Here is a 22,598-nt window from a genome sequence, read left to right on the forward strand (position 1 = left end):
GTGCTCGACAAACTACCGCGCTGAAGTGGGCGGCGGGCTCTCCGATACCGAGATGGTGCGGGCGGCGCTGGCCGCCGCGCCCCCCCCGGGACCCCGGGGCCGTACCCGCCGGGCCGGGGGGTTGGGCAGCCCGGGGCCGGGAGAGGGCCCCCCCCCCCCCGCGCCCCCCCGCCGCGCCCCCCCCGAAACTCCGTGCCGCTATCGACTCCCTCGGCGCGCACTGATTCCGCGCATCACGCGGGCGTCCGGTCCGGGGCGACGATGGTCCCGTAGTCGAGCCCACCGTGACTGTAGGTGGGCACGACAGGCCATTGGCGTTTCCACGGCGCGCATTCCGAGGACGGGATGATCTGCAACCAGCGCGGGTCGCGAGGCGAGGGCGAGGCCAGGGTTTTCTCCTTGACCATCGAATCGTACTGGTCGAGCGAGTCTTCCAGGGTATTGCCGTTGAGGACTACCTCGCGGCCGTAGAACGCTGCCTGCTGTTTCACCCCGGGAATGGCGGACAGCTCGGGCTGCCAGCTGTCCGCGGCCATCCCGTTTTCCGAGGAAACCCAGATACCGTCGGGGGTGTTGAGGACCAGCGAGTGGTTGCCGTCGGTATGCCCCGGCGTCCACAGCAGACTCACCCCGACACCGAGTTCGATATCACCGTCGAAGGTGAGCAGCCGGTCACGGGGAACACCGTTCATTCCGCCGTCGACGTACCAGGCCCATTGCATCGGGTGCATGGATTCGAAGGTGCCGAGTTCTTTGCGGTGCGCGAGTAATTCGGCATTCGGGAACAGCGGCGGCCGCGGCGCGGATTCGCCCTCGATCACCTCGGTGCTGCCCATGATCATGCGGACGTCCTGGACGTGGAGGTGGTCGAAGCTGAGGTAGTCGACATCGTCGTTGCGCAGGCCGAGCCGGGGCAGCACCGTATCGGGGTCGTTGTAGTACTTGACGAAGAATTTGTCGGCGCCGAAGCGCTGGGAGAAGCGCTGCAGCTTGCGGTAGAACGGCGCCTCCGCCGAACCGGCCGCCACGGTGGGCTCCCAGACCAAGGTTTTCAGGGTGCCGTCGAAACCTTCGAACTGGATCACGAACATCCGGTTGACGATCGAGATCATCGGGTTCAGATTGAGTGAATAGCCCTGGAAGGCGAATCGTGCAGGATACGGCGCCGCGGCGATATCGAAACTCTGCACGGCTCGCACCTGCCCTTGGGCGAGGAAGCGGGCGCGGTAGCGGGTGGCGGCCTCGCGGATTGCGGCGAGGCGTTCGCCGCGGGGCCAGATATCGTGCACGCCGTCGAATTCGGGAATCGGGCGCACCCGATCGGTCCCGCGGTTTTCGGTTCCGGTGGTCATTGTTCGTCTCCTGGGGTGTCGGTGGGGGTGAGTGCGCCGCGTTCGTATTCCGCCCGCGAGGAACGGTCCGTGCCCAATGCCGCAACTTGATTCGGGACCATTCGCCGGAAGACCGCCGCCCGCAGCGCGTCGGGCAGTATCCCCACGGCGCGGACCAGCGGGCCCACATAGCGTGGGATGGTCACCTCGAACCGTGGGCGGGCGATGACACCGGCGACCGCCCGGGCGACATCGTGGGGAGTGAGCATCGCGACCGGACCCGGCGAGGTGCCGGCCGCCAGTTCGGTATCGACCACGGTCGGCATCACCACCGACAGTTCGACGCCGCTGCCGCGGAGCTCGGTGCGGACCGCACTGAGGTAGCCGTACACACCGTGTTTGGTCGCCGCGTAGGTCGCTTCGCCGGCGGGGGCGAGTTTGGACGCCGCGGAGGCGACGGTGACGATATGCCCGCGGCCGCGGGCGCGCATCCGGGGCGCGGCCAGGCGGACGCCGCGGATCACGCCGTGCAGGTTGACCTCGAGCTGCCGCTGGGTTGCCCGCTCGGGTTCCTCGTCGAACCGGCCGGCCCACATCACGCCTGCGTTGTTGACCAGTACGTCGATCCGCTGCCAGCGCTGTTCGACCGCGTCGAGGAATCGGGTGAAGGACGCTTCGTCCCCGACATCGACCGCGAATCCGGAGGCTTCACCGGGCAAACGGCCGGCAGCGGTCGCGGCATGCTGTTCGTCCAGGTCACCGATCGCTACGCGCGCGCCCGCCGCGGCGAGCTCGGCAGCGATGGCCAGGCCGATCCCGCGGGCGGCGCCGGTCACCGCGATCACTCGGCCCCTCAGCTCATTCGTCGAGCGCACGGATAGCTCCTTTCCGGTTATTTGACATGTATTCGTGTCAGATGAAGTGTGCAGTATGGCGCGGCAGGAGGCAAGGAAAATCGCTTGCCGAGCCGGAGGGTGCGAACTAGCGCTTCAAACCGTCCAGTGCAGCGAGGAACAACGTGGTACACACCTCGACGAGCATTTCGGGCGAGTGCCGCGTACCCGTCATCATCCAGTCCACGAGCAGGTTGTTGACGGCACCCGAGAGCGCGATCGCAGTCAGCCGCGACCGCTCGCCGACCGAGTCGACGCCCGGATCCGCCGACCATACGGAGGCGATCAGATCGGCGAAGGCGCGGAGCACCCCGTGGCGTAATTCCTCGATTTCGGGCGATACGCCGACGACCTCGATGAGCACGATCCGGGCGCGGCGCGGGTCCGCGGTGAGATAACCGACGAACGCCGACAGGCCGTCGTGTGCGGCTGTGCCGATATCGCCGTCCGCCGCGTCGATCGCAGCCTGTGTGGAGAGACGGAGCTCGGCGACGATTTCGCCGTATACACCAGCCAGGGCGGCATGGCGGTCGCGGAAGGATTCGTAGAAATATCGTTCGGTCAGACCGGCGGCGACGCAGATCTGCTTGACCGAGGTCGCTGCGAAACCGGCGGTACCGAACAGTTCCAGTGCGGCCCCGAGGATCGCGGCCCGCCGGGCCCGGGTGCGCTCGGCGGCGTCCATACCGGAATAGCGGCGGCCGGCGCCCCGGTCTCGTGCGGCGGCCATCGTCGCTCCTTCCGGTTGGCGGTGTGGTCGTGCCATACTGGCCGACATCATCTGACAAGTGTACATGTCAGATAAAGCCGTCGACCCCAGGGACACGTCGTGACCAGTGAAACCAAACCCGCCACTCCCCCGCCGCAGTTGGCGCCCGTGCTGAACCTGCACGACGATGCCGGTCTCGGCACGCGGGTGACGTATGTGCCGGCCCGCCTGATCGCCAAGCAGGGCTATCGGATCTGGCCGCTGAACGATCCCGGTATCCGCGCACTCGCACTGCTCGATACCGTGGTCGGCCGGCTGCCGCGACTGCCCGGCGTCCAATGCTCCGTCACCGAACTGGGCGCGGTCCCCGTCGAGGAGTACCGGCCCGCGATCACCGCACAGGACGGCTTGGCCGGCGCGACCGTGCTGGACCTGCACGGCGGCGGCTTCACCTTCTGCGGCGCCGGTACGCACCGCCGGGTGGCGAGCAGAATGGCGCACACTCTGGCCGTGCCGGTGTACTCCGTGCTCTACCGGCAGCTGCCCCACGGCGGGGTGGGGTCCGCGGTACACGACGCCTGCACCGCCTATCGAGCCCTGCTCGAGCGCTGCCCGGACCCCGGCAAAGTAGTCCTCGCGGGTGATTCGTCGGGTGGTTTCCTCGCCGCCAAAACCTGCGAACTGGCCGCGGCCGACGGACTGCCGGCGCCCGCCGCCTTGATCGGCTACTCCCCGCACGTGGACCTCGACGCCGATCGGCGTGCCGACGAAATCATCGGTCACGACGCCCTCATGCCGGTTTCGGCCTACCGGCGCGCGAAACGGAAATGGGCGCGCGGCCCGCTGGCCCCGCGCGGTGCGCGCTCGATGCTGGAGGTCGATCCGGCAGTGTTTCCCCCAGCCTTCCTCACCGCAGCACGACGGGAGATGTTCGAAGCCGATATCCGGGATTTCACCGGGCTTCTCGCCGACGCCGGACGTATCGTCGAAACGCATATCTGGCGTGGCCAGGTACACGCCTTCCCCGTTCTCGACGCGTTACTGCCCGAAAGCCGCGAGGCGATGCGATTGACCGGGGTCTTCCTGCGCAGCAAGGTATTCGGGGCCACTTCCTGACGAACTCCTCGCCGGCCAGGTTCGGTGGCACTGCATTACCCGTCGAACGGTCGCGCCGCGGCATCGGCGCGGCCGACCGGATACGCCAGGTCAAGGATCGACCGCGACTCACGGATCCGCGGCCGACCGCTCCTCGACCGCCTGCACGAGTGCCGACGCGAGCAGTGCGACAGCCCGTTCGTCGTCATGGGCCAATTGCCGCAGGAGATTCAGCGCGAGAGTTCCCGGCATCTCGGCGAGCGCCTGGGTCAGCCGCGTCCGGACCGCGGGATCGGCCGGGTGCGCGGCGAATTCGGCGGTGAGCGCGGTCATGATCCGGTCGGCCCATACCGCATCCGCGGCCAAACCGCCCAGGAGTTCGGCCGCATCGACATCGTTAGGGCCCTCAACGACTGTGCGGATGAGCTGCGGCACGGCCGTGGTCACACCCCGCGCACCGAGCGCGAGAGCTGCATACCGGCGGACCGCCGGGTCTTGATCCGTGAGCGCCTCGGTCAGCACCGGTGTGGCCTCGGGTAGCTCGGCAAGCGCGTGGATCGCACGTCGGCGGATATCGGCGTCGTCCGAGCGCAGACCCGATGCGAGACCCTCCACCGCATCCCCCTCGGCCCGGGCGAGGGCCCAGCGCAACGAACCGGCTACGTTCGGATCGGATTCCGCCAGAACGGCGGCGGCCAGCACCTCGGCGGGCGGCGGCACATCCTCGGGCGGAGCCAGGATCGCCTGCTGGCGGCGCGCGGCATACGGCGACCCGAGCCCGTGCAGAAGTTCGACGATACGCAGGACGTCCTGCCAGCCGGTGGGGCCGGCCGCATCGACGGTGCGCAGCCGGTCGAGGAGCTCCTGCTCCCGGTTCAGCCGTTCGCCGGTCTTCCGGATCAGGTCGCCGACCAGTGCGGACGGGGTGAATCCGGGATCGTCGAGGGCCCGCCCGATCTCACGCAGCGACAATCCCAGCGACCGCAGGCCCTCCACATGGAAGATCCGCCGGATGTCCTCGGGCGAGTATTCGCGGTAGCCGCCCACGGTGCGGCCGGTGGGGCGCACGAGCCCGAGGGAGTCGTAGTGGCGGAGCATCCGGGTGCTCACCCCCGAGCGTCGTGCGACCTCACCGATCAGCATGCGGCCTCCTCACCGTCCGGTCCGAGCGCCACCACCCGCCGGGCCGCGTCGACGGCGAGGTCGAAACCGGCGTCCGGGTCGCGCAGAAGGCGCTGCGTGGCGCTCGCATGCGCCCGCACTGCCGGATTCTTGTCGACCACGGCTGCGTCGAGTACGGGTTCGGCCGGCTCACCGAGCGCAACGAAGGCCCGGCTGAGACTGAGCTGGACCTCTCGGTCGCCCCGCGCCAACTGTGTGGCCAGCTCCCCGGCCAGCGCGCCCCTCTCCTCTTCCGGCGCCAGTACGACGGCGGCGCGCCAGGCACTCCGCGCGACCTCGTCGTCGGGGTCACGCAGCAGTGAGCGCGTGATCGCGGGCCAGACGGCGCGGTCACCGATCTTCGACAACGTATGCAGGGCCTGACTGCGCGCCTGTGCGCACTCGGAAGTGAGCTCTGCGCGGAGTTTCGGAAGCGTGATCTGCGGCGGAAGCCGGGTCAGCGCCCAGGTGAGCATGTCACGTACGAAGAAGTCGGGTTCGACCGCGCACCGCTGCACCAGCGCGTCGACGAGTTCCGGCGCGGGACGTGTGCCGGCGGCCAGCGCCGCCTGCAGCCGCGTCGACGAGTCCGGGGCGGCCAATGCGCCGAGCAGCCGTGTGTATCCAGAGTTCCTGTGTGTCGTATTGATGGGTACCACCTCCGACAGCCAGTCAAGACCTTGTCACAGTGAGAAGGTCAAGTACAGGAACCCTCGAGGCGGCAGGCAATGCGGCGTCACCGGGAGCAGTCGCGGTGTCGCGACCGGCAGGTGCATGCGCTCGCACCGAGCACCAGGCACTCGGCGCGAGCGCATCGTTTTTACGTGAACAAGGACTGAGAGCGGTCGAGCGATGGCGACCCGGCGGCCACCGCGGTCCTCGCTCTCCCAGAAGCAACTATCCGGCAAGGGACAGCTGCCGTCGGCGTGACACTGGGCTCGTATATCAGCTGATGCCGATATCGAGTCCGAACATGACGGCGAGCCACCTGAGGAACAGGTCGATACCCACACCGACATCGAGGCCGAAGGAACCCATCGTTCCCACCTCCTTCCAGCGGATCGATCTCGTGCATATTTCCCGACCCATCTCCTATATCGCCCACCGGTACCCGGATGTGTCGGCGGGAACAGGGTCCGGCGGAAACCCCGCCCGGCGTCCGCGTCTCGCTGTAGCCGGTGGCGGCCGGCCCACTCAGTGATCGGTCAACAGGCCGTCGATCAGGGCACGCAGGCCCCGTTCGTAGATATCGGCTTCGGTGAGCTCGGCCCAGCGGTCGGCCACGGTGGCCAATCGAGGCCATTCGGAGCGGTCCAGCGAGCCGAATATCCTGTCGCGCATCGTCGCCCGGTCATCGGCCGCACGGCGCCGCGATGCCGCGGCGCGGACCAGGATCTCCCCCGCGGTGTAGTACCAGATCGTCCGGTACGCGTGTACGGCGTCCTCCGTGGACAGACCGCAAACGACGGCCCCGTCGATGATCTGTTCCGGGTACCAAAGAGCAGCCGGAGACAGTAGGTCATCGGCGGTCAGCACCTCGACCGCCCACGGAACCTGCACCAGGGTGTCGTGCATGGCCCGCGCCGCGAGCACCACCCGCTCCCGCGGGTTCTCCGGCAACTCCGGACGCCGGATGCCCGCGGCAACCTCGTCCAGCAGAAGTAGCAGCAACTCTTCCTTGTTCCGGACATGGTGATAGACCGCCATCGGCGTGACGCCCAACCGGGCCGCGAGCCGCCGCATGGTCAGCGCGTCCGCGCCGTCTTTGTCGATCAGCTCGCCGGCCGCCGTCAGGATCTGGGCCCGTGACAAGCGTGGTGGGCGTCCGGTGCGAGTGGTCACCGAGCCATCTTGGCACGACCCCCTCGACAAGTGGGTCGCGGCTCCGCTAGTTTTTGTACACGTATAAAAACTAGCGGCCAGGCCCCGGCGCACGCCGGGACGAGATGAAGGAAAAAGGATGCCCCCCATTCCGATCGACCTTTTCCACCGCGGCGTCCGCGTTCTGCGCGACGGCACGATGTTCGACGAACCCCGCCGGATGATCGGCGATATCGATGGCTGGTCGCTGGGTGCTTTCCACCTGGAAACCGCGGCCGACGCCCACGGAGACCACTGGGAGGTCCATCCGTCGGGCGATGAACTGGTGGCAGTGCTCACCGGCGGAATACGTATGTTCTTCCACCCGGAAAACCCCGGCGCCGAGGAGGACTCGCTGGCCCTCACGGCCGGTCAAGCCTGCATCGTGCCCCGCGATCGTCTGCATCGGATCGAACTCGACGGACCCACCGATCTGCTGTCGCTCTCACCGCGGCGTGGATCACGACTGGAAGAACGCGCCCGATGACGACATCCGCTGCCCGATCTGCCGAAGTCAGAAGGAGCGAAGGAATGTATCTGGTCACCGGCGCCACGGGAAACGTCGGCGCACATATCGTGAAGAGCTTGCTCACGATAGGAGCGGCTGTCCGCACCACCAGCAGGAATCCGTCCACAGCCGTACTGCCGGCCGGCGCCGAGGTCGTGCCCGCCACCACCGACCCGGAGACCTTCGCGGGCGTGCGGGCGATATTCCTCAACCCCGCCGCGGTGCACGATCGAGCGGAGGAGTTCCTCCACCAGGCGGCCTCCGCGGGCGTGCGCCGAATCGTCTTGCTCTCATCGTCATCGGTCCTCGACGACCATCCCGCGAACTACACCGGCATCCTCCACCGTGGCCTCGAACAGCACATCGCGGCCACCGGACTGGAATGGACCTTCCTGCGAGCAGGCATGTTCGCGGCGAACACCCGGCAGTGGGCGACCGCCATCCGCAGCAACGGCGTAGTGCGGGCCGCCCACGGACATGTCCGGATCGCTCCGCTGCACGAGCGGGATCTCGCGGCGGCCGCCGTCCGAGCCCTGGTTTCCGACGACTTACTCGCCACCGCTCCCGTACTGACCGGCCCGGAACTCCTCACTCCGGCCGAGCAGGTCCACCTGATCGGCCGGGCGATCGGTTCGGACATTCGATTCGAGGAGGTCGATCCTGCTACGGGCCGGGAACTCATGATCGCCCAGGGGCTACCGCCGCGGATCGCGGGGTCATTGCTGCGGTATTACGAACGCGCGAGTTCGGAGCCCATTCACCCCGCTCCCGTTCCTGCCGGTTACGACGACGAGGCACCGCGCGGTTATCGACGGTGGATCAACGACCACGCCGCCGACTTCCGGGCCCCCGCAGACCCCGGCACTTCCGCCGAGACCTGAGGGCGCCAGTACTCGGCGATGCGGGGCCCCACCGCATCATCGAGTACGACTGTCACGCGCAGCGGGCAGTAGCGCCGTAGCCGCCGCGACGACCATCATGACCGCCGCAATCGCTACAAAGGCGCGGTTGTAGCCGGCGAGGGCGCCCGGCGTGGCCACCGTGATCAGCACGGCCAGACCGAGGGCGGCCCCGATCTGTTTGGACGTGTTCATCAAACCGGCCGCCGCACCGGCGTCCTCCTCGGGGACTCCCGACATCACCGCGGCGGTGACAGGAGTGTTCAGCAGTCCGGCACCGACGCTGAAAATGACTGCCGGGCCGAGTATCCCGGTGATATAGCCGCTGCCCGGGGCCAGCTGCGCCTGCCACACGAACCCGGCGGCGGCGATGAGAGCGCCCAGCGCGATCAGCACCCGCCCCTCGACCCGGCGCATCAGCCACGGTGTCGCCCATACGCCGATAACGATCGCGACCACGGTATGCGGCAGGAACGCCAGACCGGTCTGCAGCGGACCATAGCCGAGACCCGCCTGCATCGACAGAGTGAGGAAGAACCACATCGGATTCAAACAGGCACCTGCCAGGAGCAGTAGTACGTTGCCCGCGGCCACCGAGCGGATCCGCCACAACCGCACCGGAATCAGCGGCGATACCGCGTATCGGCTCTCCACCAGAACGAACGCCATCAGCAGTAGCGCACCGACACCGATCCCGGCCAGTGCCGGGGCCGCAGCCCAGCCGCGGGCGGCGGCTTCGCCGATGCCGTACGCGAGGGCCACGAGCCCGCCGGTGACCAGCACCGCCCCTGCGATATCCAGCCGGGGCGGCGCCACCGGGCGGTCCACGGCGATCACCCGCACCGCGACGATGATCGCGACCAGCGCGATCGGCACATTGATCAGCAATGTCGATCGCCACGACCCCCATTCGGTCAGCACGCCACCGAGCAGATTGCCCGCGGTACCACCCGCCAGGCCGAGTGCGGTCCACACCGCCAGCGCCCGGGTCCGGGCCCGCCCTTCCGCGAAGGTCGCGGTCAGAATCGCCAGTGTTACCGGCGCCGTTACCGACGCGCCCAGGCCCTGCACCGCTCGCGCACCGATGAGCCACGCCCCCGAATCCGCCAGCCCACCCGCCAGGCTCGCCACAGCGAACACGCCGAGACCGGCCAGCAGCATGCGCCGGCGCCCGAACAAATCGGCCAGCCGTCCACCCAGTAGCAGCAAGCCCGCGAATACCAGTGCATACGCGTTGACGACCCAGCCCAGTGCGACGTCACTCAGCCCGAGCGACGTGCGGATCGACGGCAGTGCCACGTTCACCACCGAAATATCGAGGACCACCATGAACTGCGCTGCGCACACAACGGTCAGCACCGCGGCCTTCCGCACCGAGTCCGGGATACCGGGTGCCGCACGATCCTGGTCGACCCGCATACTCACCTCCATTGTGATACACATGTACCGTATACAAACGTATCAACTTCTGGAGAGTTGGAGAACCCGGTGCCCAGAACCGCCGACCACACCGCTCGCCGCGCGCAGATCGCCGACGCGCTCGTCCGGGTCGCCGCCCGCGACGGCCTGCACGCGGCCACCATGCGCTCGGTCGCCGCCGAAGCCGGGGTCTCACTTCGCCTGGTGCAGTATTACTTCCACACCAAATCCGGGCTCCTGACCGGCGCCCTGCACCACCTCGAACAGCAATCCCATCGCCGCTGGGCCGAACGACTCGCCGACCTGCCGGACCCGGTCCCGCCGCGGGCGTTCGTCGAAGCCTTCCTCACCGAGGCCCTGCCGACCGACGAACCCAGCCGCGTCTTCCACCTGGTCGGCACCTCCTACGCCATGCTCGCTCTCACCGACCCCGAGCTGGCCACCCCCGATTTCGCCGCCGGAATCGGCCGCCTCCAGCAGCAACTCACCGGCGCTCTGACCCGCGCCGCCGACCACGGCGAGCTCGCCCCCGGCCTCGACCCCGGACAGGAAGCCGCCCGGCTGGTCGCCCTGGCCAACGGCCTCGGGACCGGCCTACTCGCCGGCCAGCACACCACCGCCGCCGCCACCGAACTCGTGCGCTACCACCTCGACCAGCTCTTCCTCACCACCTGACCCGGCACCCACGTCCTCCGTGACGGTCACTTCCGGATCCGATCGTGCTTATCGGCGAATTCCAGAAACCGAGGGATCACCACCTCCTGGTTCGCCCACAGCAGGTCGTGCCCGATATTCGGATAGGTCTGCACATCGACCGACGGAATATGCTTACGGGCGCGGGCCGCTCCGATTTCCGGGTCGTTGACCACCGTTTCGGCGCCGAACAGCACCAGAACCGGGACAGTGATGGCAGCCAGTTCCTTGTCGGTGAGCAATCGATCCCAGGGCATCCCGGTTTTGAACTTCAAACTCGCCATCACCATCGCGAACTCCTCCTCGGTGTATTCCACACCGGGCGTCAGCCAGGCGTTGAGCTTGCGCATACGTTCGGGAGTCGGGCGCATACCGGCGAGGAGAAACTTGACCAGCAGACTCCACTTCGGCTTGGCGAAGGTGGCGCCGCCGGGCTCGAACATGGTGAGACTCGACAAGCGGTCGGAGTAGTGGACGCCGACCATGGCGGACAGCCACGCGCCGAGAGAATTTCCGGCCAGGTGCACTCGGTCCTCGCCGAGTCCGTCGAGTGTCTCGACCACCCACTTCGCCACATCGGCACCGTCCCGCACGGGTGCAGTCTGCACACAGCGCCCCGGCCAGCCGATGACATCCGGCGTGAATACCACCCGGTCCCGGGCGAAGCCCTCGATGAACCGGTGCCACACCAAGCCGTTGCCCATGATGCCGGGAAGCAGAAACACCGGTTCCCCCCCACCGGCCCCGGATCTGCGTATACGCGTCGTCCCGAACGACGTTTCGACGTCGAGGACCGTCGAGGGAACCGGCCACCGTCGTGCCCATGCGTCGTAGACGCGCAGATATTCGACCTTCGCATCGTCGCTGGTGAATCGTCCAATCTTCGGCATGGATATCCCCTATCGATCTACGAACAACTATTGCTGTTCGTAGCATACATACTACAAACAGAAGCAGGTTGACGCTAGGTTGATGAACCATTCCAGCCGGACATGCACGTTGCGACCGACGGGCGGCAGCCGCGAACCGAGCACAGCAGTGGGGTCGCACAATGTCGGGGCGGGCGCCCGAAGCAGTGAAGGGTTGACGGAGGTTCCGGACGGGTAAGAAACCGTTGTCTACCGCTTCTCACCCTGGGGGACACGTGCCCGAAACCGCACGACGTTCGGAAACCACCACCGCCGCACCGACATTCGTTTTCGTGCACGGCCTGACCTGCAACAGCTTCTATTGGACACCCGTGGTCCGCGAACTGGCCCTGCTCGGCCACCGGAGTCTGGCGGTCGACCTCCCCGGCCACGGCTTGGACGCACCGTTTCCGCTGTCGTATCAGGCGCCGCAGGACCTCGCCGCATTCACCGCCGCGGATTCGCCATTGGCCGGAATAACGGTGGAGGACAATGTCGCCCATGTGGTCGACGTGGTGCAGCAGGTGCAGCGGCACGGCCGGGTGGTCCTGATCGGGCACAGTCTCGGCGGGGTCACGATCGGTATGGTCGCCAACAAGATCCCCGAGGCGATCCACCGGCTGGTCTACCTCTCCGCGTTCTGCCCTTCCACGCCGGAAGCCCCCAGCGCCATGGCCCTGGCGCAGACTCCCGAAGCAGCCGAGGGCATCCCGGCCGCCGACCCGGACCACTCGCTGTTCCTCGGGTTGGAGGCGGTTCCCCCGGGGATCATCAGGTTCAACTTGCGTTCGGCCGATATCGAAGCCCTGGAAGATTTCCGGAAGCTCAATATGCCCGAGGCCACCCTCGAACAGACACTGGCCGTCCTGAACTTCGGTATGCAGCACGAGGACGGCGCCCGCACCCAGTTCGCCGATACCCGCGTCCACCCCGAGACCTGGGGCCGCGTGCCCCGCAGCTACATCCGTCTCGCCCAGGACAACGTCCTCTCCCCCGCCCTGGTCACGAAGATGATTGCCGACGCCGACCGCCTCACCCCCGGCAATCGGTTCGACGTGCACACCTTGGACGCCGGCCACGGCGGTGTCGTGCTGCGGGCCCGCGAATTGGCCGCCCTCCTCGACCGCCTAGTCTGAACCCCAACTCGCGCTCAGCGCCGCCACCACTCCAATGCCCGGGAAAGGAGCGCGTCGCGCTGCGGTAAAGGAAACGTTGCGAAGTCACCCGGGTTTCCGCTTGCCGAGCCCCGAGGGTGGTCATGTCGACGCCGCTCACCTGCTCCGTCCCGGAACACCCGGAGCTGCTCTGGCTCAGGCCAGCAGGGCCCGCGTCTGGGGGGTGCTGGGCTCGGCGAGTACGGCAGCGGTATCACCGGCTTCCACCACCCGCCCGCCGGCGAGGACGAGCATCCGGTGGCAGTGCCCGGCCACCACCGACATATCGTGGCTGATCACAACAACGCTGATCCCGCGGTCGGCGCGGGTACGGTCGATCACCCCCATGATCGCGGCGGCCGTATCGGCGTCGAGGGCGGAGGTGATCTCGTCGCAGATCAGTATCTCGGGCGCGGCGGCCAGCGCCCGGGCGATCGCCACCCGTTGCCGCTGGCCGCCCGACAGCTCGTCCGGGTAGCGGTGCAGCATCGCGGGGTCCAGTTCCACCTGCCGCAGCAGTGTTGCCGCGCGGCCGGCCAGCTCGCGCGACCGCGTTCCGCTCAGCCGCAGTGGGCGGGACAGCGTCTGTAACACAGTGTGTTTGGGGTTCAGTGTGGACAGTGGGTTCTGGGGTATGAGCTGGATACGCCGGCGGTCGCGGCGGGAACGGCGTGCGGCTCCGATCCCCAATCGGCGGCCGTTCACCTCGAGGCGCCCCGACGCCTGGGTATGAAGGCCCGCGAGTACCCGCGCCACCGTTGTCTTCCCGGCTCCCGATGGTCCGACCAGCGCGACCGATTCGCCGGCGCCGACGGTGAGGTCGACCGATTCCAGCAGGATGCGGCTGCCTGCACGCGCAGATATCGCCTCCGCACGCAGCGCAACCTCGTCCACGACCGGGCCCGTGCCCGGGGTTGCGGGCAACCGGCTGAGCAACGCCGCCGGGGGCTCGCCCAGGCAGATCACATCGTCGGCGAGCCGATGCAGGGTCGTGGTGTCGTGGCCGGATACCAGTACGGCGACCTTCTCCTCGGCGGCCAGCGATCGCAGCAAGGCCGCGATATCGGTACGCAGTTGTTCGTGCAGTCCGGCGAGCGGTTCGTCGACGACGAGCACGGCGGCTCCGCGGACCAGCGCCGAGGCGAGCGCCACCCGGCGCTGTTCGCCACCGGACAGTTGCCCGGGCCGGCTGTGCAGGATATGTTCCGGCAAGCCGACCCGTTCCAGCGCCGCAACGTGTTCGGCAAGAGCGGACCGTCCCGCCGCCTCGGCGAGGAGGGCACGGATACGCATGGCCGGGTTCAGTGCGGCGCCCGGGTCCTGGCCGACATAGGCCAGGTGCTCGCGGCGGAAGGTCTGCAACGCCGCACGTTCAAGGGCGAAGATGTCCTGTCCGCTGATATGAACCGAACCGCTCACCCGTGTGGTGCCCGCGGCCAGATGACCGAGCACCGCCCGCATCAGGGTCGTTTTCCCCGCGCCGGACGGTCCGGTGATCGCCGTGATCGTGCCCGGCTCCACCCGCAACGACGTGGGCGCCAGTAGTTCGGCGCCGGTACGTGTACGGATCGAGAGTTCCTCGACCACAACACCCGTGCTCATACGCTGCGCCTCCCCCGCCCGAAAGCCGCTACGGCACTGTTCACACTCACCGCGAGCAATCCGATCGACAGGCTCGGGGCCAAGACGGCGGCCGGATTGAGCAGAATTCCGGAGGCGTTCTCGCGGACCATGACCGCCCAGTTCGCATCGCCGAGCGTGGTCGGCAACTGCAGGAACGCGGCAGTGCTCACCAGATACATCGCCTCCACGAAACGCAGCCCCAGCTGGGTGAGCAGCGTTTCCCGCAGGTTCGGCAGCAATTCCCGGACCACGAGATACGCCACACCCTCCCCACGCCCCCGAGCCGCCTCGATGAAACCGGAGGCCGCCACCCCGGTGGCCGCGGCCGCGAAAACACGCGCGGTGTACGGCGTTCCGGAGACAACGCAGATGATCACGAGACCTACCGCACCGGATTCCGGCCAGGAGAGCATGAACAGCAGCATCGCGAGCACCGGCGGTAGGAGCATGCCCAGGTCCGCGGCCCGTTCGATCCACGCACCCACCCGCGGATACAGCGCGGCGACAGAACCGAGCACCGCCGCGCATCCGGTCACCAGCAGCGCAATGATCACGGCAACCAGCAACAGCCCCCATCCGCCGTGCAGTAGCCGGCTGAATACATCGTGGCCGAGCCGGTCACCGCCCAGCCATGCCTCCCCGCTCGGTTCCGCGAAGGTTATGCCGACCGGATGGTCGACGGCGCGGGGTGCGAGCATCGGCCCGAGTATCGCGACGGCCAGCACTGCGACGGCGATCAGTGCGGGCATCCCGAGCCGCAGCGATGCGGTGGCGGGCCGGAGCCGGCGGGCGGTGATCGGCAGGGTCACGACCGGCCTCGGTTCGACCAGGCCCGCACGGCATCGGCCACGAGCAGAACGCCCATGATCGTCGTCCCGGTGACGGCGACGACGGCCGCGACCAGGGCCGTATCGCGCTCCGATACGGAACCGGCGACCATGGCGCCCATACCCGGATAGTTGAAGATCGTCTCCACGACCAGCGCCCCGCCGAACAGGGTGCCGACGGAGGTGGCGAACGACATCGCGATGGTCGGCCACGCGAACGGCAGGATATGACGCAGCAGCACCGTCCGCTCTGGAAGGCCGTTCAAGACCGCGCTTTCCACATGCGGCGCGGCGGCGGCATCGGTCACCGCGCCCCGGACGACCCGGACGTTCCAGCCCACCTGCGGTATCGCCAGGGCAAGCACCGGCAGGATCAGCATTTCCGCACCGGCCGGGTATCCGGACCGGTCGGTGAAGGTCACCGCGGGCAACCAGCCCAGCCAGAGGGAGAAGACGAGAACGAGCAAGGTCGCGATGACGAATTCGGGGACCGCGATCACGAAGGCCGAACCGGGCTGGAATACGCGGGCGGAGCGACCGGCGGGCCGGGCCGCCCACCACAATCCCAGCAGCAGCGCGACCGTCACCGTGACGAGCAGGGCGAGGGAAGCCAGCAGCAGTGTTTGCGGGAACTTCTCCGCCAGCAGCTCGTTCACCGGCTGCCCGCGCGCAGTGGTCCCGAAATCACCTGTGACCGCGCCACTGAACCAATCCCAGAAGCGGGCGGGTAGCGGCCGGTCCAGGCCGAGTTCGTGCTCCTTGGCCGCGACCTGTTCGGCGCTCGCATCCCGCCCCAGCACGGCCCGGGCCGCATTACCGGGCAGCAGGTCGACGACCACGAACACCACGGCGAGCAGGGCGATCAGCAGTCCGAGGCGACGCGCCACCGTCACGGCGAATCCGGTCAACGCGATAACCACGCCCGCTCGAGCTGCACGCGACCGTATCCGCCCAGTGTCGGCAGGCCGTGCACGGACCGGGTAGCGATATCGATTCCGTCGGCCATCCCCCACACGAGGTATCCGCCGTGATCGTGCTGGATCCGCTGGATCTCCCGGCACGCGGCGGTGTACTCCGGGCCGGGCGGTGCGGCGAGGGCTTCGGTGTAGGCCTGGTCGAACGCGGCGTCGTGGAAGCCGGTCTCGTTCCATTTCGTCCGCGAATACATGACCTTGCTGGCGAAGAAGACCACCGAATCGTTGGTGCCCCAGTTCACCGTGTACAGCGGCGCCGTCAGCCAGGTCTCATCGTAGAAGGCGTTGGCCTCCTGCACGACGACCTCGACCTTCAGCCCGATATCGGCGGCCTGACTCGCGAAAACCTTCGCCGATTCGACCTCACCCACCGCTTCCTGTTTCGTCAGCAGGCGATACGTTTTCGCGGTATCGAATTTCGCGTCGGCGAGCAGTGTCCGGGCGCGGTCGAGGTCGCGTTCGCGTTGCGGGATCGACGTATCGTATTCGGGGTCGGCGGTGCCGAGAATATCGTTGGCGACGGTGCCGTACCCCGACAGCACCTGCGCCACCATCGCTTCCCGATCCACCGCGAGCCGCACCGCCTCCCGCACCCGGGGGTCGGCGAACGGCCCGTCGGAGGTGCGCATCGCGATCGCCACCGCGACATCGTCCGGACGGCGGATGACGTGCAGATCATCCCGCGTTTCCGCCGTCCGCCCGGCCACCGCGCCCACACTCGAGGCGAGATCGATCTGGCCCGCCATGATCGCGTTGGCCATCGATTCGGGGCTTTCGAACAGCGTGACCTCGATGGCGTCCAGCAACGGGGCTTCCCGATACCAGTTCTCGTTACGCACCAGGCGCGCGTTGCCGTTGTCGTAGGACTCCAGCCGGAACGGTCCGGTGCCCACGGCCGCGGAGAAATCGGTGGTCCCCGCGGGAACGACGAACGTCATCATCCGCAGCAGCAGCGGTAGCTGGCTGTTCGGTGCCGCACAGGTCAGCACCACCGCATTCGCACCCGCGGGCTGGATATCATCCCCGGTCGGCACGGGTACCTTGGTTTCGCCCGCGATCTCCCGTAGCCGGCGCAGCGACCAGACGACATCGTCGGAGGTCACGGGACGGCCGTCGTGGAACCGCGCTCCCTCCGCGATCGTGAAGGTCCATTTCCGCTGCTGCGCATCGGCTTCCCATTTCGAGGCCAGCCGGGGAGCCACATTCGGATCCGCGCCGGGAACGGTCAGCGCATCGTAGACCAGCGAGGCGATCAGGAAATCACTCTCGTTGCTCAAGGTCTGATGCGGGTCGCGCTCGATCTTCGACGATTTCCCGATCGCACCGACCCGCAGCGTTCCCCCGGGCCGCGGTGGGCCGTCCGAACTTTCGGAAGATGAGGAACCGTCACCGCAACCGGCAACCAGCAATACCGCACCCAGACCCAGGCCTGCCTTCAAGATATGACGCCTGTTCAGTTCCACAGCTCGACCTCATCCAGCCCGATACAAGGTTAGCCTGCGCTAACCGGAATGAGGTTACCGCAACCACCGGCCGCGCAGCAGTGCTTCCAGCGACCGATCCGTCGGCCTGTTCCCGGGGTCCGGGTGAGCAGGTCGGCGAGGACTATGCGAGGCGGACGTCCGCGGTCGCGAGGCCGAAGATCTTACGGCCCGGGGATTTCGCGGCGAGGACGACAACAGCCCTCCTGGTCGCGGGGCCGACCGACGCGACCAGGCCGGTCGATCCCCCGGCACTCGTCGCCGACCACCGTGGAACCGCCGGCCGGAGCGACCCACCCGCGCACACCATAGGGCGTGCGAACAGACAACGCTGAATACGACTTGTCTTCTAGACCCGTTCTTTCGACCGGGTGCGCACGCGCAGCGCGATCGGCTTCTGGGTTTCGGCGAAGAAATCGTTGCCCTTGTCGTCGACCACGATGAACGCCGGGAAATCCTCGACCTCGATTTTCCAGACCGCTTCCATACCCAGTTCGGGGTATTCGAGGACCTCCACCGATTTGATGCAGTCCAGGGCGAGGCGGGCGGCGGGGCCGCCGATCGAGCCGAGGTAGAAACCGCCGTGTTCCTTGCAGGCCTTGGTGACCTGGGCGGAGCGATTGCCCTTGGCGAGCATGACGAAGGAACCGCCGGCGGCCTGGAATTGGTCGACGTAGGAGTCCATGCGACCCGCGGTGGTGGGGCCGAAGGAACCGGAGGCGTAACCGTCGGGAGTTTTCGCGGGGCCGGCGTAGTAGACGGCCATATCCCGCAGGTACTGCGGCATCTCCTCGCCCGCGTCGAGCCGTTCCTTGATCTTGGCGTGCGCGATATCGCGGGCCACGACCAGGGGGCCGGACAGCGAGAGCCGGGTCTTCACCGGGTATTTCGACAACTCGGCGCGGATCTCGTCCATGGGCCGGTTCAGGTCGACCTTCACTACATCGCCGCCGAGGATCTCATCGGTCTGCTCCGGCAGGTACTGCGCGGGTTCGCGTTCGAGCTGTTCCAGGAACACACCTTCGGGCGTGATCTTGGCCAGCGCCTGCCGGTCGGCGGAACACGAGACGGCCAGCGCGACCGGGCAGCTCGCGCCGTGCCGGGGCAGCCGCACCACACGCACATCGTGGCAGAAGTACTTACCGCCGAACTGGGCGCCGATACCGAACGACTGGGTCAGTTTGAACACTTCCTGCTCGAGTTCGAGATCCCGGAAGGCATGCCCGGTCATCGACCCTTCGGTGGGCAGGTTGTCCAGATAGTGCGCGGAGGCGTACTTGGCGGTTTTCAGCGCGAATTCGGCGCTGGTGCCGCCGATGACCACGGCGAGGTGGTACGGCGGGCAGGCCGCGGTGCCCAGCGAGCGGATCTTCTCGTCCAGGAATTCCAGCATCCGGGTGGGATTCAGGATGGCCTTGGTTTCCTGGTAGAGGAAGGATTTGTTGGCCGAACCGCCACCCTTGGCCATGTACAGGAATTTGTAGGACGGCTGCGCGGGATCGCCCGGCGCGGAATACAGCTCGACCTGCGCGGGCAGATTCGAGCCGGTGTTCTTCTCGTCCCACATCGTCAGCGGGGCCAGCTGCGAATACCGCAGGTTCAGTTTCGTGTAGGCGTCGAAAACGCCGCGGCTGATCCATTCGGCGTCGTCCACGCCGGTGAGCACGCCCTCGGATTTCTTACCCATCACGATGGCGGTACCGGTGTCCTGACACATGGGCAGGATGCCGCCGGCGGAGATATTGACGTTCTTCAGCAGGTCGAGCGCGACGAACCGGTCGTTTCCGCTGGCCTCGGGGTCGTCGATGATCCGGCGCAACTGCGCCAGATGCGCGGGCCGCAGATAGTGGCTGATGTCGTGCATCGCCTCGGCGGTGAGCATGCGTAGCACCTCCGGATCGACCTGCAGGAAGGTCCGGCCGCCGGATTCGAAGGTGCGGACACCCTCGGTGGTGAGCAGCCGGTACGGGGTGTCGTCGGCGCCGATCGGGAGCAGGTCTGAATAGCGGAACTCGGGAGCGGTCACCGATCGCACTCCTTCGGAAGTGGGCTGCGGGTGGAACAGGGCACAGCCACGGTGGACGCCGCTGTACCGGGGGTCGAGCACAGCGAGCCTATCGACAGCCCGGCACACCATCGTTAGTTAGGCAAACCTAAATCGTAACCCGGCGGACACCTACGCGGGTGGTTACCGCTTCGGCCCCCGCCCGTCGACACGAATCGCCGATCCGCCCGCGAACAGCATGCGGTCGGCCTTCCCGAGGAAAGGCCGACCGCATGAAGTGGTTCACCGCCGGCGACGACCGCGATCGACGCCCGTGAGACAGCTACGCCCGCAGCGTTATACGGCCTCGGCAGCCGAGTCCGGAACCCGCAACTGCGCCGCGTCGACGCCCAGCCGGCGTTCGAAACCCTCCGGGATCACGATGTCCGACCGGTCCAGCTCGGTGACCTTGGTCTTGCGCAGCCCCAGCAGCGCGGAATCGATCCCGCCGCGCATCAGGTCCAGCACGTTCTCGACGCCGGCCTGCCCGTTGGCGGCCAGACCCCACAGGTAGGCACGGCCGATCATGACCGCCCGGGCGCCGAGCGCAACGGCCTTCACCACATCGCTACCGCGCCGGATACCGCCGTCGAGCAGGATCTCGACCTCATGGCCCACCGCATCGGCCACCACCGGCAGTGCGCGGATGGACGCCGGGGTGCCGTCCAGGTTGTTACCGCCGTGGTTGGACACCGAAATGGCCGCGACACCGGCATCGACTGCGCGCCGGGCGTCGTCCACCCGCATCACACCCTTGAGCATCACCGGGCCGTCCCACTGTTCGCAGACCCAGGCCACGTCGGACCAGTCCGGGGCGGTGGTGCCCATCCACTCGCCGTAGGCACCGAAGAAACCGGGGGCGGGCGCGTCGCCGAGCGCCATATTGGGGGCGGTGAGGTCGGGCAGGGTACCCGAACGCAGGTAAGTGGTGAGCCAGCGCGGTTTGGTGATGACCTGCGGCGCGAAACTCGCCATGGTGCGCAGGTCCAGTTTTTCCGGGATGACCGGCGAACCCCAGTCACGGCCCATCGAGAACGACCAGTCGAGCGTGAGGATCAGCCCGACCGCGCCCGCGGCCTTCGCCCGCGCCATCCGCGCGGAGATATCGTCCTTGCTACCGCACCAATAGAGCTGGAAGAAGGTCATCGGGTTCGCGGCGACGACCTCCTCCACGGGTTTGCTGGCGAAAGAAGACAGCCCCATGGCGGTGCCCCGGGCGGCCGCGGCCCGCGCCACGGCGACCTCACCGTCGGGATGGACGGCCTGCACACCGGTCGGCGAGATCATGACCGGCATCGAGATCTGCTGGCCCATCACGGTGGTGGACTGGTCGCGTTCGCCGATCGGGCCGGCGACGTGCGGGGCGAAACCGAGCTCGGTGAACGCGGCCTGATTGTCGTCGATGGTCTGCCCGCGCTCCGAACCGGCGACCAGCGCGCCGTACACAGATTTCGGCAGCCGCTTCTTGGCCCGGCGGTGGGCCTCGGCGACGGTTTCGAACCACGGGTTCATGGTCGGATCCTTTCCACTGGTTCCGGCCACCATTGCCGGACCTGATCGAACAACTGGTTGATGAGCTGGGTAAGCAACTGCTCGCCCTCGGCAGCGGTGGCGCCGGTGGGATCGCCGAGGACCCCGTTGGCACTGACGGCGCGCACCCCGCCGGCGCGCAACTGCGGCAGCACCTCCGAGAGGGGCCGGGTATCACCGGGCCGGGCACGCTCGCCGCGGACACGGTCCGGTGAAAGAGTGAGCTGCAGCGAGGTTTCGGTGCGGCCGGCGTGGGCGTCACCGGAGTAGCGCGGCAGGAACAGCCGGATATCGCGGGATTCGCTGCGCAACAGGGTTACCGCCCGGCGCAGCGGTTCCACATTCCCACCGTGCCCGTTGACGAGCACGATCCGCTCGAAGGTATCGGTGGCCGACCGGCACAGTTCCACGACCAGCAGTTCCAGCGCGGCCTGCCCGATGGAGAGTGTGCCCGGGAAACCGCTGTGCTCACCGCTGGCGCCGTACGCGACGGCCGGGGCGACCACCACATCACGGCGGCGGCCGGCCAGGCCCGCGCACAGCGCGCCGGCCAGGTCGGTATCGGTGGACAGGGGCAGGTGGGGGCCGTGCTGCTCGGTGGATCCCACGGGCACCACGAGCAGCGCCCCGCTGTTGCCGAGGTCACCCGCCTCCGGCCATGTGAGGTCCGCCACCAACATGCCGCCGACATTAACGTCAGCGACTGACAAAATCAATAGGGATGTATTTCCGGTGCATGGTGGCCCGGCACAGACGGTGCATCGTTCAGAATCTTCCTGTGACGGCACAGCATCCACGGGGGCGCCCCCGGGGTACCACCAAACGCGAACTCGAACTGATCGCCATGCGGCTGTTCAGCGAACAGGGATTCGACGAGACGACGGTCGAGCAGATCGCGGCGGCCGCCGGGATCAGCGGGCGCACCTTCTTCCGCTACTTCCCCGGTAAAGCCGAAGTGCTGTGGTACTCGTTCGACGACGAAGTCGCCGGGTTGCGCGCCGCCTTCGCCACCGTCACACCGGACGAGCCGATGATGGCGGCGGTCCGGCGGGTGGTGGTGAACGCCAACCGCTATCGCGCCGAGGATGTCGCGGAACTGCGGACCCGGATGAAACTGGTGGCCGAGGTCCCCGCCCTGGCCGCCACGGCCGGTGCCCACTACGACGCCTGGGAACGCGCGGTGGGCGAGTTCGCGGCATCCCGGCTCGGCGAACCGGCGGATTCACTGATCCCCATGGCGGTGGGCCGGACCACCCTTGCCGCGGCCCGCGCCGCCTACGACGCGTGGGTCACCGGCGCCGATGCCGACCTGACCGTTTATCTCGATCGCGCACTGGTGGCCTTGGAGCAAGGTTTCGCCATATCGGAGGCGTTTCCGGTCACACCCGGCGAGTAAACCGGACCGGCAGGTTTCACCGGCATAGGAGCACGGGTATGACTAGGCTCGGTATCGGCAAGACCGCCGAAGTCATTACGATGTACCGGACCG

21 protein-coding genes are annotated in these 22,598 nt (G+C 67.7%); 6 read left to right on the forward strand and 15 right to left on the reverse strand.

Going from position 1 to position 22,598, the window contains the following annotated elements; genetic code table 11:
• Window positions 1-233 precede the first annotated feature (233 nt).
• From QH196_RS13315 to QH196_RS13325, 3 genes are all read right to left on the reverse strand, one after another.
• Window positions 234-1,352, reverse strand: a complete 1,119-nt coding sequence (locus QH196_RS13315) for a hypothetical protein (protein WP_280416091.1) — start codon at window positions 1,350-1,352, stop codon at window positions 234-236.
• Window positions 1,349-2,206, reverse strand: coding sequence for an SDR family oxidoreductase (locus QH196_RS13320; RefSeq protein WP_280416092.1), 858 nt, complete (start codon window positions 2,204-2,206; stop codon window positions 1,349-1,351). Before QH196_RS13320 ends, QH196_RS13315 begins: the two co-directional genes overlap by 4 nt.
• Before the next feature lie 106 nt (window positions 2,207-2,312).
• Window positions 2,313-2,954 carry a TetR/AcrR family transcriptional regulator gene (locus tag QH196_RS13325; protein ID WP_280416093.1) on the reverse strand — a complete coding sequence of 214 codons (642 nt, stop codon included), beginning with the start codon at window positions 2,952-2,954 and terminating at the stop codon, window positions 2,313-2,315.
• A 99-nt stretch (window positions 2,955-3,053) separates the two neighbouring features.
• On the opposite strand from QH196_RS13325, the gene QH196_RS13330 reads away from it, so the two are divergent.
• The gene (locus QH196_RS13330; protein ID WP_280416094.1) at window positions 3,054-4,049 is read left to right on the forward strand and encodes an alpha/beta hydrolase; all 996 of its coding nucleotides are present in this window, start codon (window positions 3,054-3,056) and stop codon (window positions 4,047-4,049) included.
• Between the two features lie 108 nt (window positions 4,050-4,157).
• Here the strand turns inward: QH196_RS13330 and QH196_RS13335 are convergent, their stop codons facing one another.
• The 3 genes from QH196_RS13335 to QH196_RS13345 all read right to left on the reverse strand — a co-directional run bounded on the left by QH196_RS13335 (window position 4,158) and on the right by QH196_RS13345 (window position 7,031).
• Window positions 4,158-5,171 carry a MerR family transcriptional regulator gene (locus QH196_RS13335; RefSeq protein WP_280416095.1) on the reverse strand — a complete coding sequence of 338 codons (1,014 nt, stop codon included), beginning with the start codon at window positions 5,169-5,171 and terminating at the stop codon, window positions 4,158-4,160.
• Window positions 5,165-5,848, reverse strand: a complete 684-nt coding sequence (locus QH196_RS13340) for a HEAT repeat domain-containing protein (protein WP_432279486.1) — start codon at window positions 5,846-5,848, stop codon at window positions 5,165-5,167. The genes QH196_RS13335 and QH196_RS13340 overlap by 7 nt, the downstream gene beginning before the upstream one ends.
• Before the next feature lie 535 nt (window positions 5,849-6,383).
• Window positions 6,384-7,031, reverse strand: a complete 648-nt coding sequence (locus QH196_RS13345) for a TetR/AcrR family transcriptional regulator (protein WP_280416097.1) — start codon at window positions 7,029-7,031, stop codon at window positions 6,384-6,386.
• Between the two features lie 118 nt (window positions 7,032-7,149).
• Between QH196_RS13345 and QH196_RS13350 the strand changes: the two genes are divergently transcribed.
• Window positions 7,150-7,536, forward strand: coding sequence for a cupin (locus tag QH196_RS13350; protein ID WP_280416098.1), 387 nt, complete (start codon window positions 7,150-7,152; stop codon window positions 7,534-7,536).
• Between the two features lie 44 nt (window positions 7,537-7,580).
• Entirely contained in the window at window positions 7,581-8,438 is an 858-nt protein-coding gene (locus QH196_RS13355; RefSeq protein WP_280416099.1) for an SDR family oxidoreductase, read from the forward strand.
• A 36-nt stretch (window positions 8,439-8,474) separates the two neighbouring features.
• Here the strand turns inward: QH196_RS13355 and QH196_RS13360 are convergent, their stop codons facing one another.
• On the reverse strand, window positions 8,475-9,875 hold the full coding sequence (locus QH196_RS13360; protein ID WP_280416100.1) for an MFS transporter: 1,401 nt from the start codon (window positions 9,873-9,875) through the stop codon (window positions 8,475-8,477).
• A gap of 69 nt (window positions 9,876-9,944) precedes the next feature.
• Between QH196_RS13360 and QH196_RS13365 the strand changes: the two genes are divergently transcribed.
• Complete coding sequence (locus QH196_RS13365; RefSeq protein WP_280416101.1) at window positions 9,945-10,550, forward strand: TetR/AcrR family transcriptional regulator; 606 nt, start codon at window positions 9,945-9,947, stop codon at window positions 10,548-10,550.
• Window positions 10,551-10,576: 26 nt separating this feature from the next.
• Here the strand turns inward: QH196_RS13365 and QH196_RS13370 are convergent, their stop codons facing one another.
• Entirely contained in the window at window positions 10,577-11,458 is an 882-nt protein-coding gene (locus QH196_RS13370) for an alpha/beta fold hydrolase (RefSeq protein WP_280416102.1), read from the reverse strand.
• A gap of 254 nt (window positions 11,459-11,712) precedes the next feature.
• Between QH196_RS13370 and QH196_RS13375 the strand changes: the two genes are divergently transcribed.
• Window positions 11,713-12,612, forward strand: coding sequence for an alpha/beta fold hydrolase (locus QH196_RS13375; protein ID WP_280416103.1), 900 nt, complete (start codon window positions 11,713-11,715; stop codon window positions 12,610-12,612).
• 174 nt (window positions 12,613-12,786) lie between these two features.
• On the opposite strand, the gene QH196_RS13380 is transcribed toward QH196_RS13375, so the two are convergent.
• The 7 genes from QH196_RS13380 to mftE all read right to left on the reverse strand — a co-directional run bounded on the left by QH196_RS13380 (window position 12,787) and on the right by mftE (window position 21,789).
• The gene (locus QH196_RS13380) at window positions 12,787-14,232 is read right to left on the reverse strand and encodes an ABC transporter ATP-binding protein (RefSeq protein WP_280416104.1); all 1,446 of its coding nucleotides are present in this window, start codon (window positions 14,230-14,232) and stop codon (window positions 12,787-12,789) included.
• The gene (locus tag QH196_RS13385; RefSeq protein WP_280416105.1) at window positions 14,229-15,062 is read right to left on the reverse strand and encodes an ABC transporter permease; all 834 of its coding nucleotides are present in this window, start codon (window positions 15,060-15,062) and stop codon (window positions 14,229-14,231) included. The genes QH196_RS13380 and QH196_RS13385 overlap by 4 nt, the downstream gene beginning before the upstream one ends.
• The gene (locus QH196_RS13390; RefSeq protein ID WP_280416106.1) at window positions 15,059-16,000 is read right to left on the reverse strand and encodes an ABC transporter permease; all 942 of its coding nucleotides are present in this window, start codon (window positions 15,998-16,000) and stop codon (window positions 15,059-15,061) included. The genes QH196_RS13385 and QH196_RS13390 overlap by 4 nt, the downstream gene beginning before the upstream one ends.
• The gene (locus QH196_RS13395) at window positions 15,985-17,517 is read right to left on the reverse strand and encodes an ABC transporter substrate-binding protein (RefSeq protein ID WP_280416107.1); all 1,533 of its coding nucleotides are present in this window, start codon (window positions 17,515-17,517) and stop codon (window positions 15,985-15,987) included. Before QH196_RS13395 ends, QH196_RS13390 begins: the two co-directional genes overlap by 16 nt.
• Window positions 17,518-17,884: 367 nt before the next feature.
• On the reverse strand, window positions 17,885-19,561 hold the full coding sequence (locus QH196_RS13400) for a fumarate hydratase (RefSeq protein WP_280416108.1): 1,677 nt from the start codon (window positions 19,559-19,561) through the stop codon (window positions 17,885-17,887).
• A gap of 315 nt (window positions 19,562-19,876) precedes the next feature.
• The gene (mftD, locus tag QH196_RS13405) at window positions 19,877-21,091 is read right to left on the reverse strand and encodes a pre-mycofactocin synthase MftD (protein WP_280416109.1); all 1,215 of its coding nucleotides are present in this window, start codon (window positions 21,089-21,091) and stop codon (window positions 19,877-19,879) included.
• Window positions 21,088-21,789 (reverse strand): mycofactocin biosynthesis peptidyl-dipeptidase MftE, encoded by a 702-nt coding sequence (gene mftE / locus QH196_RS13410; RefSeq protein WP_280416110.1) that lies wholly within the window; start codon window positions 21,787-21,789, stop codon window positions 21,088-21,090. Before mftE ends, mftD begins: the two co-directional genes overlap by 4 nt.
• Window positions 21,790-21,887: 98 nt before the next feature.
• Here mftE and mftR point away from each other — a divergent pair, with 98 nt between their 5' ends.
• Window positions 21,888-22,505 carry a mycofactocin system transcriptional regulator gene (gene mftR / locus QH196_RS13415; RefSeq protein ID WP_280416111.1) on the forward strand — a complete coding sequence of 206 codons (618 nt, stop codon included), beginning with the start codon at window positions 21,888-21,890 and terminating at the stop codon, window positions 22,503-22,505.
• Window positions 22,506-22,598 lie beyond the last annotated feature (93 nt).

This window comes from Nocardia carnea, from assembly GCF_029868325.1.
In the GTDB taxonomy this organism is placed as follows: Bacteria; Actinomycetota; Actinomycetes; order Mycobacteriales; family Mycobacteriaceae; genus Nocardia; species Nocardia carnea_C.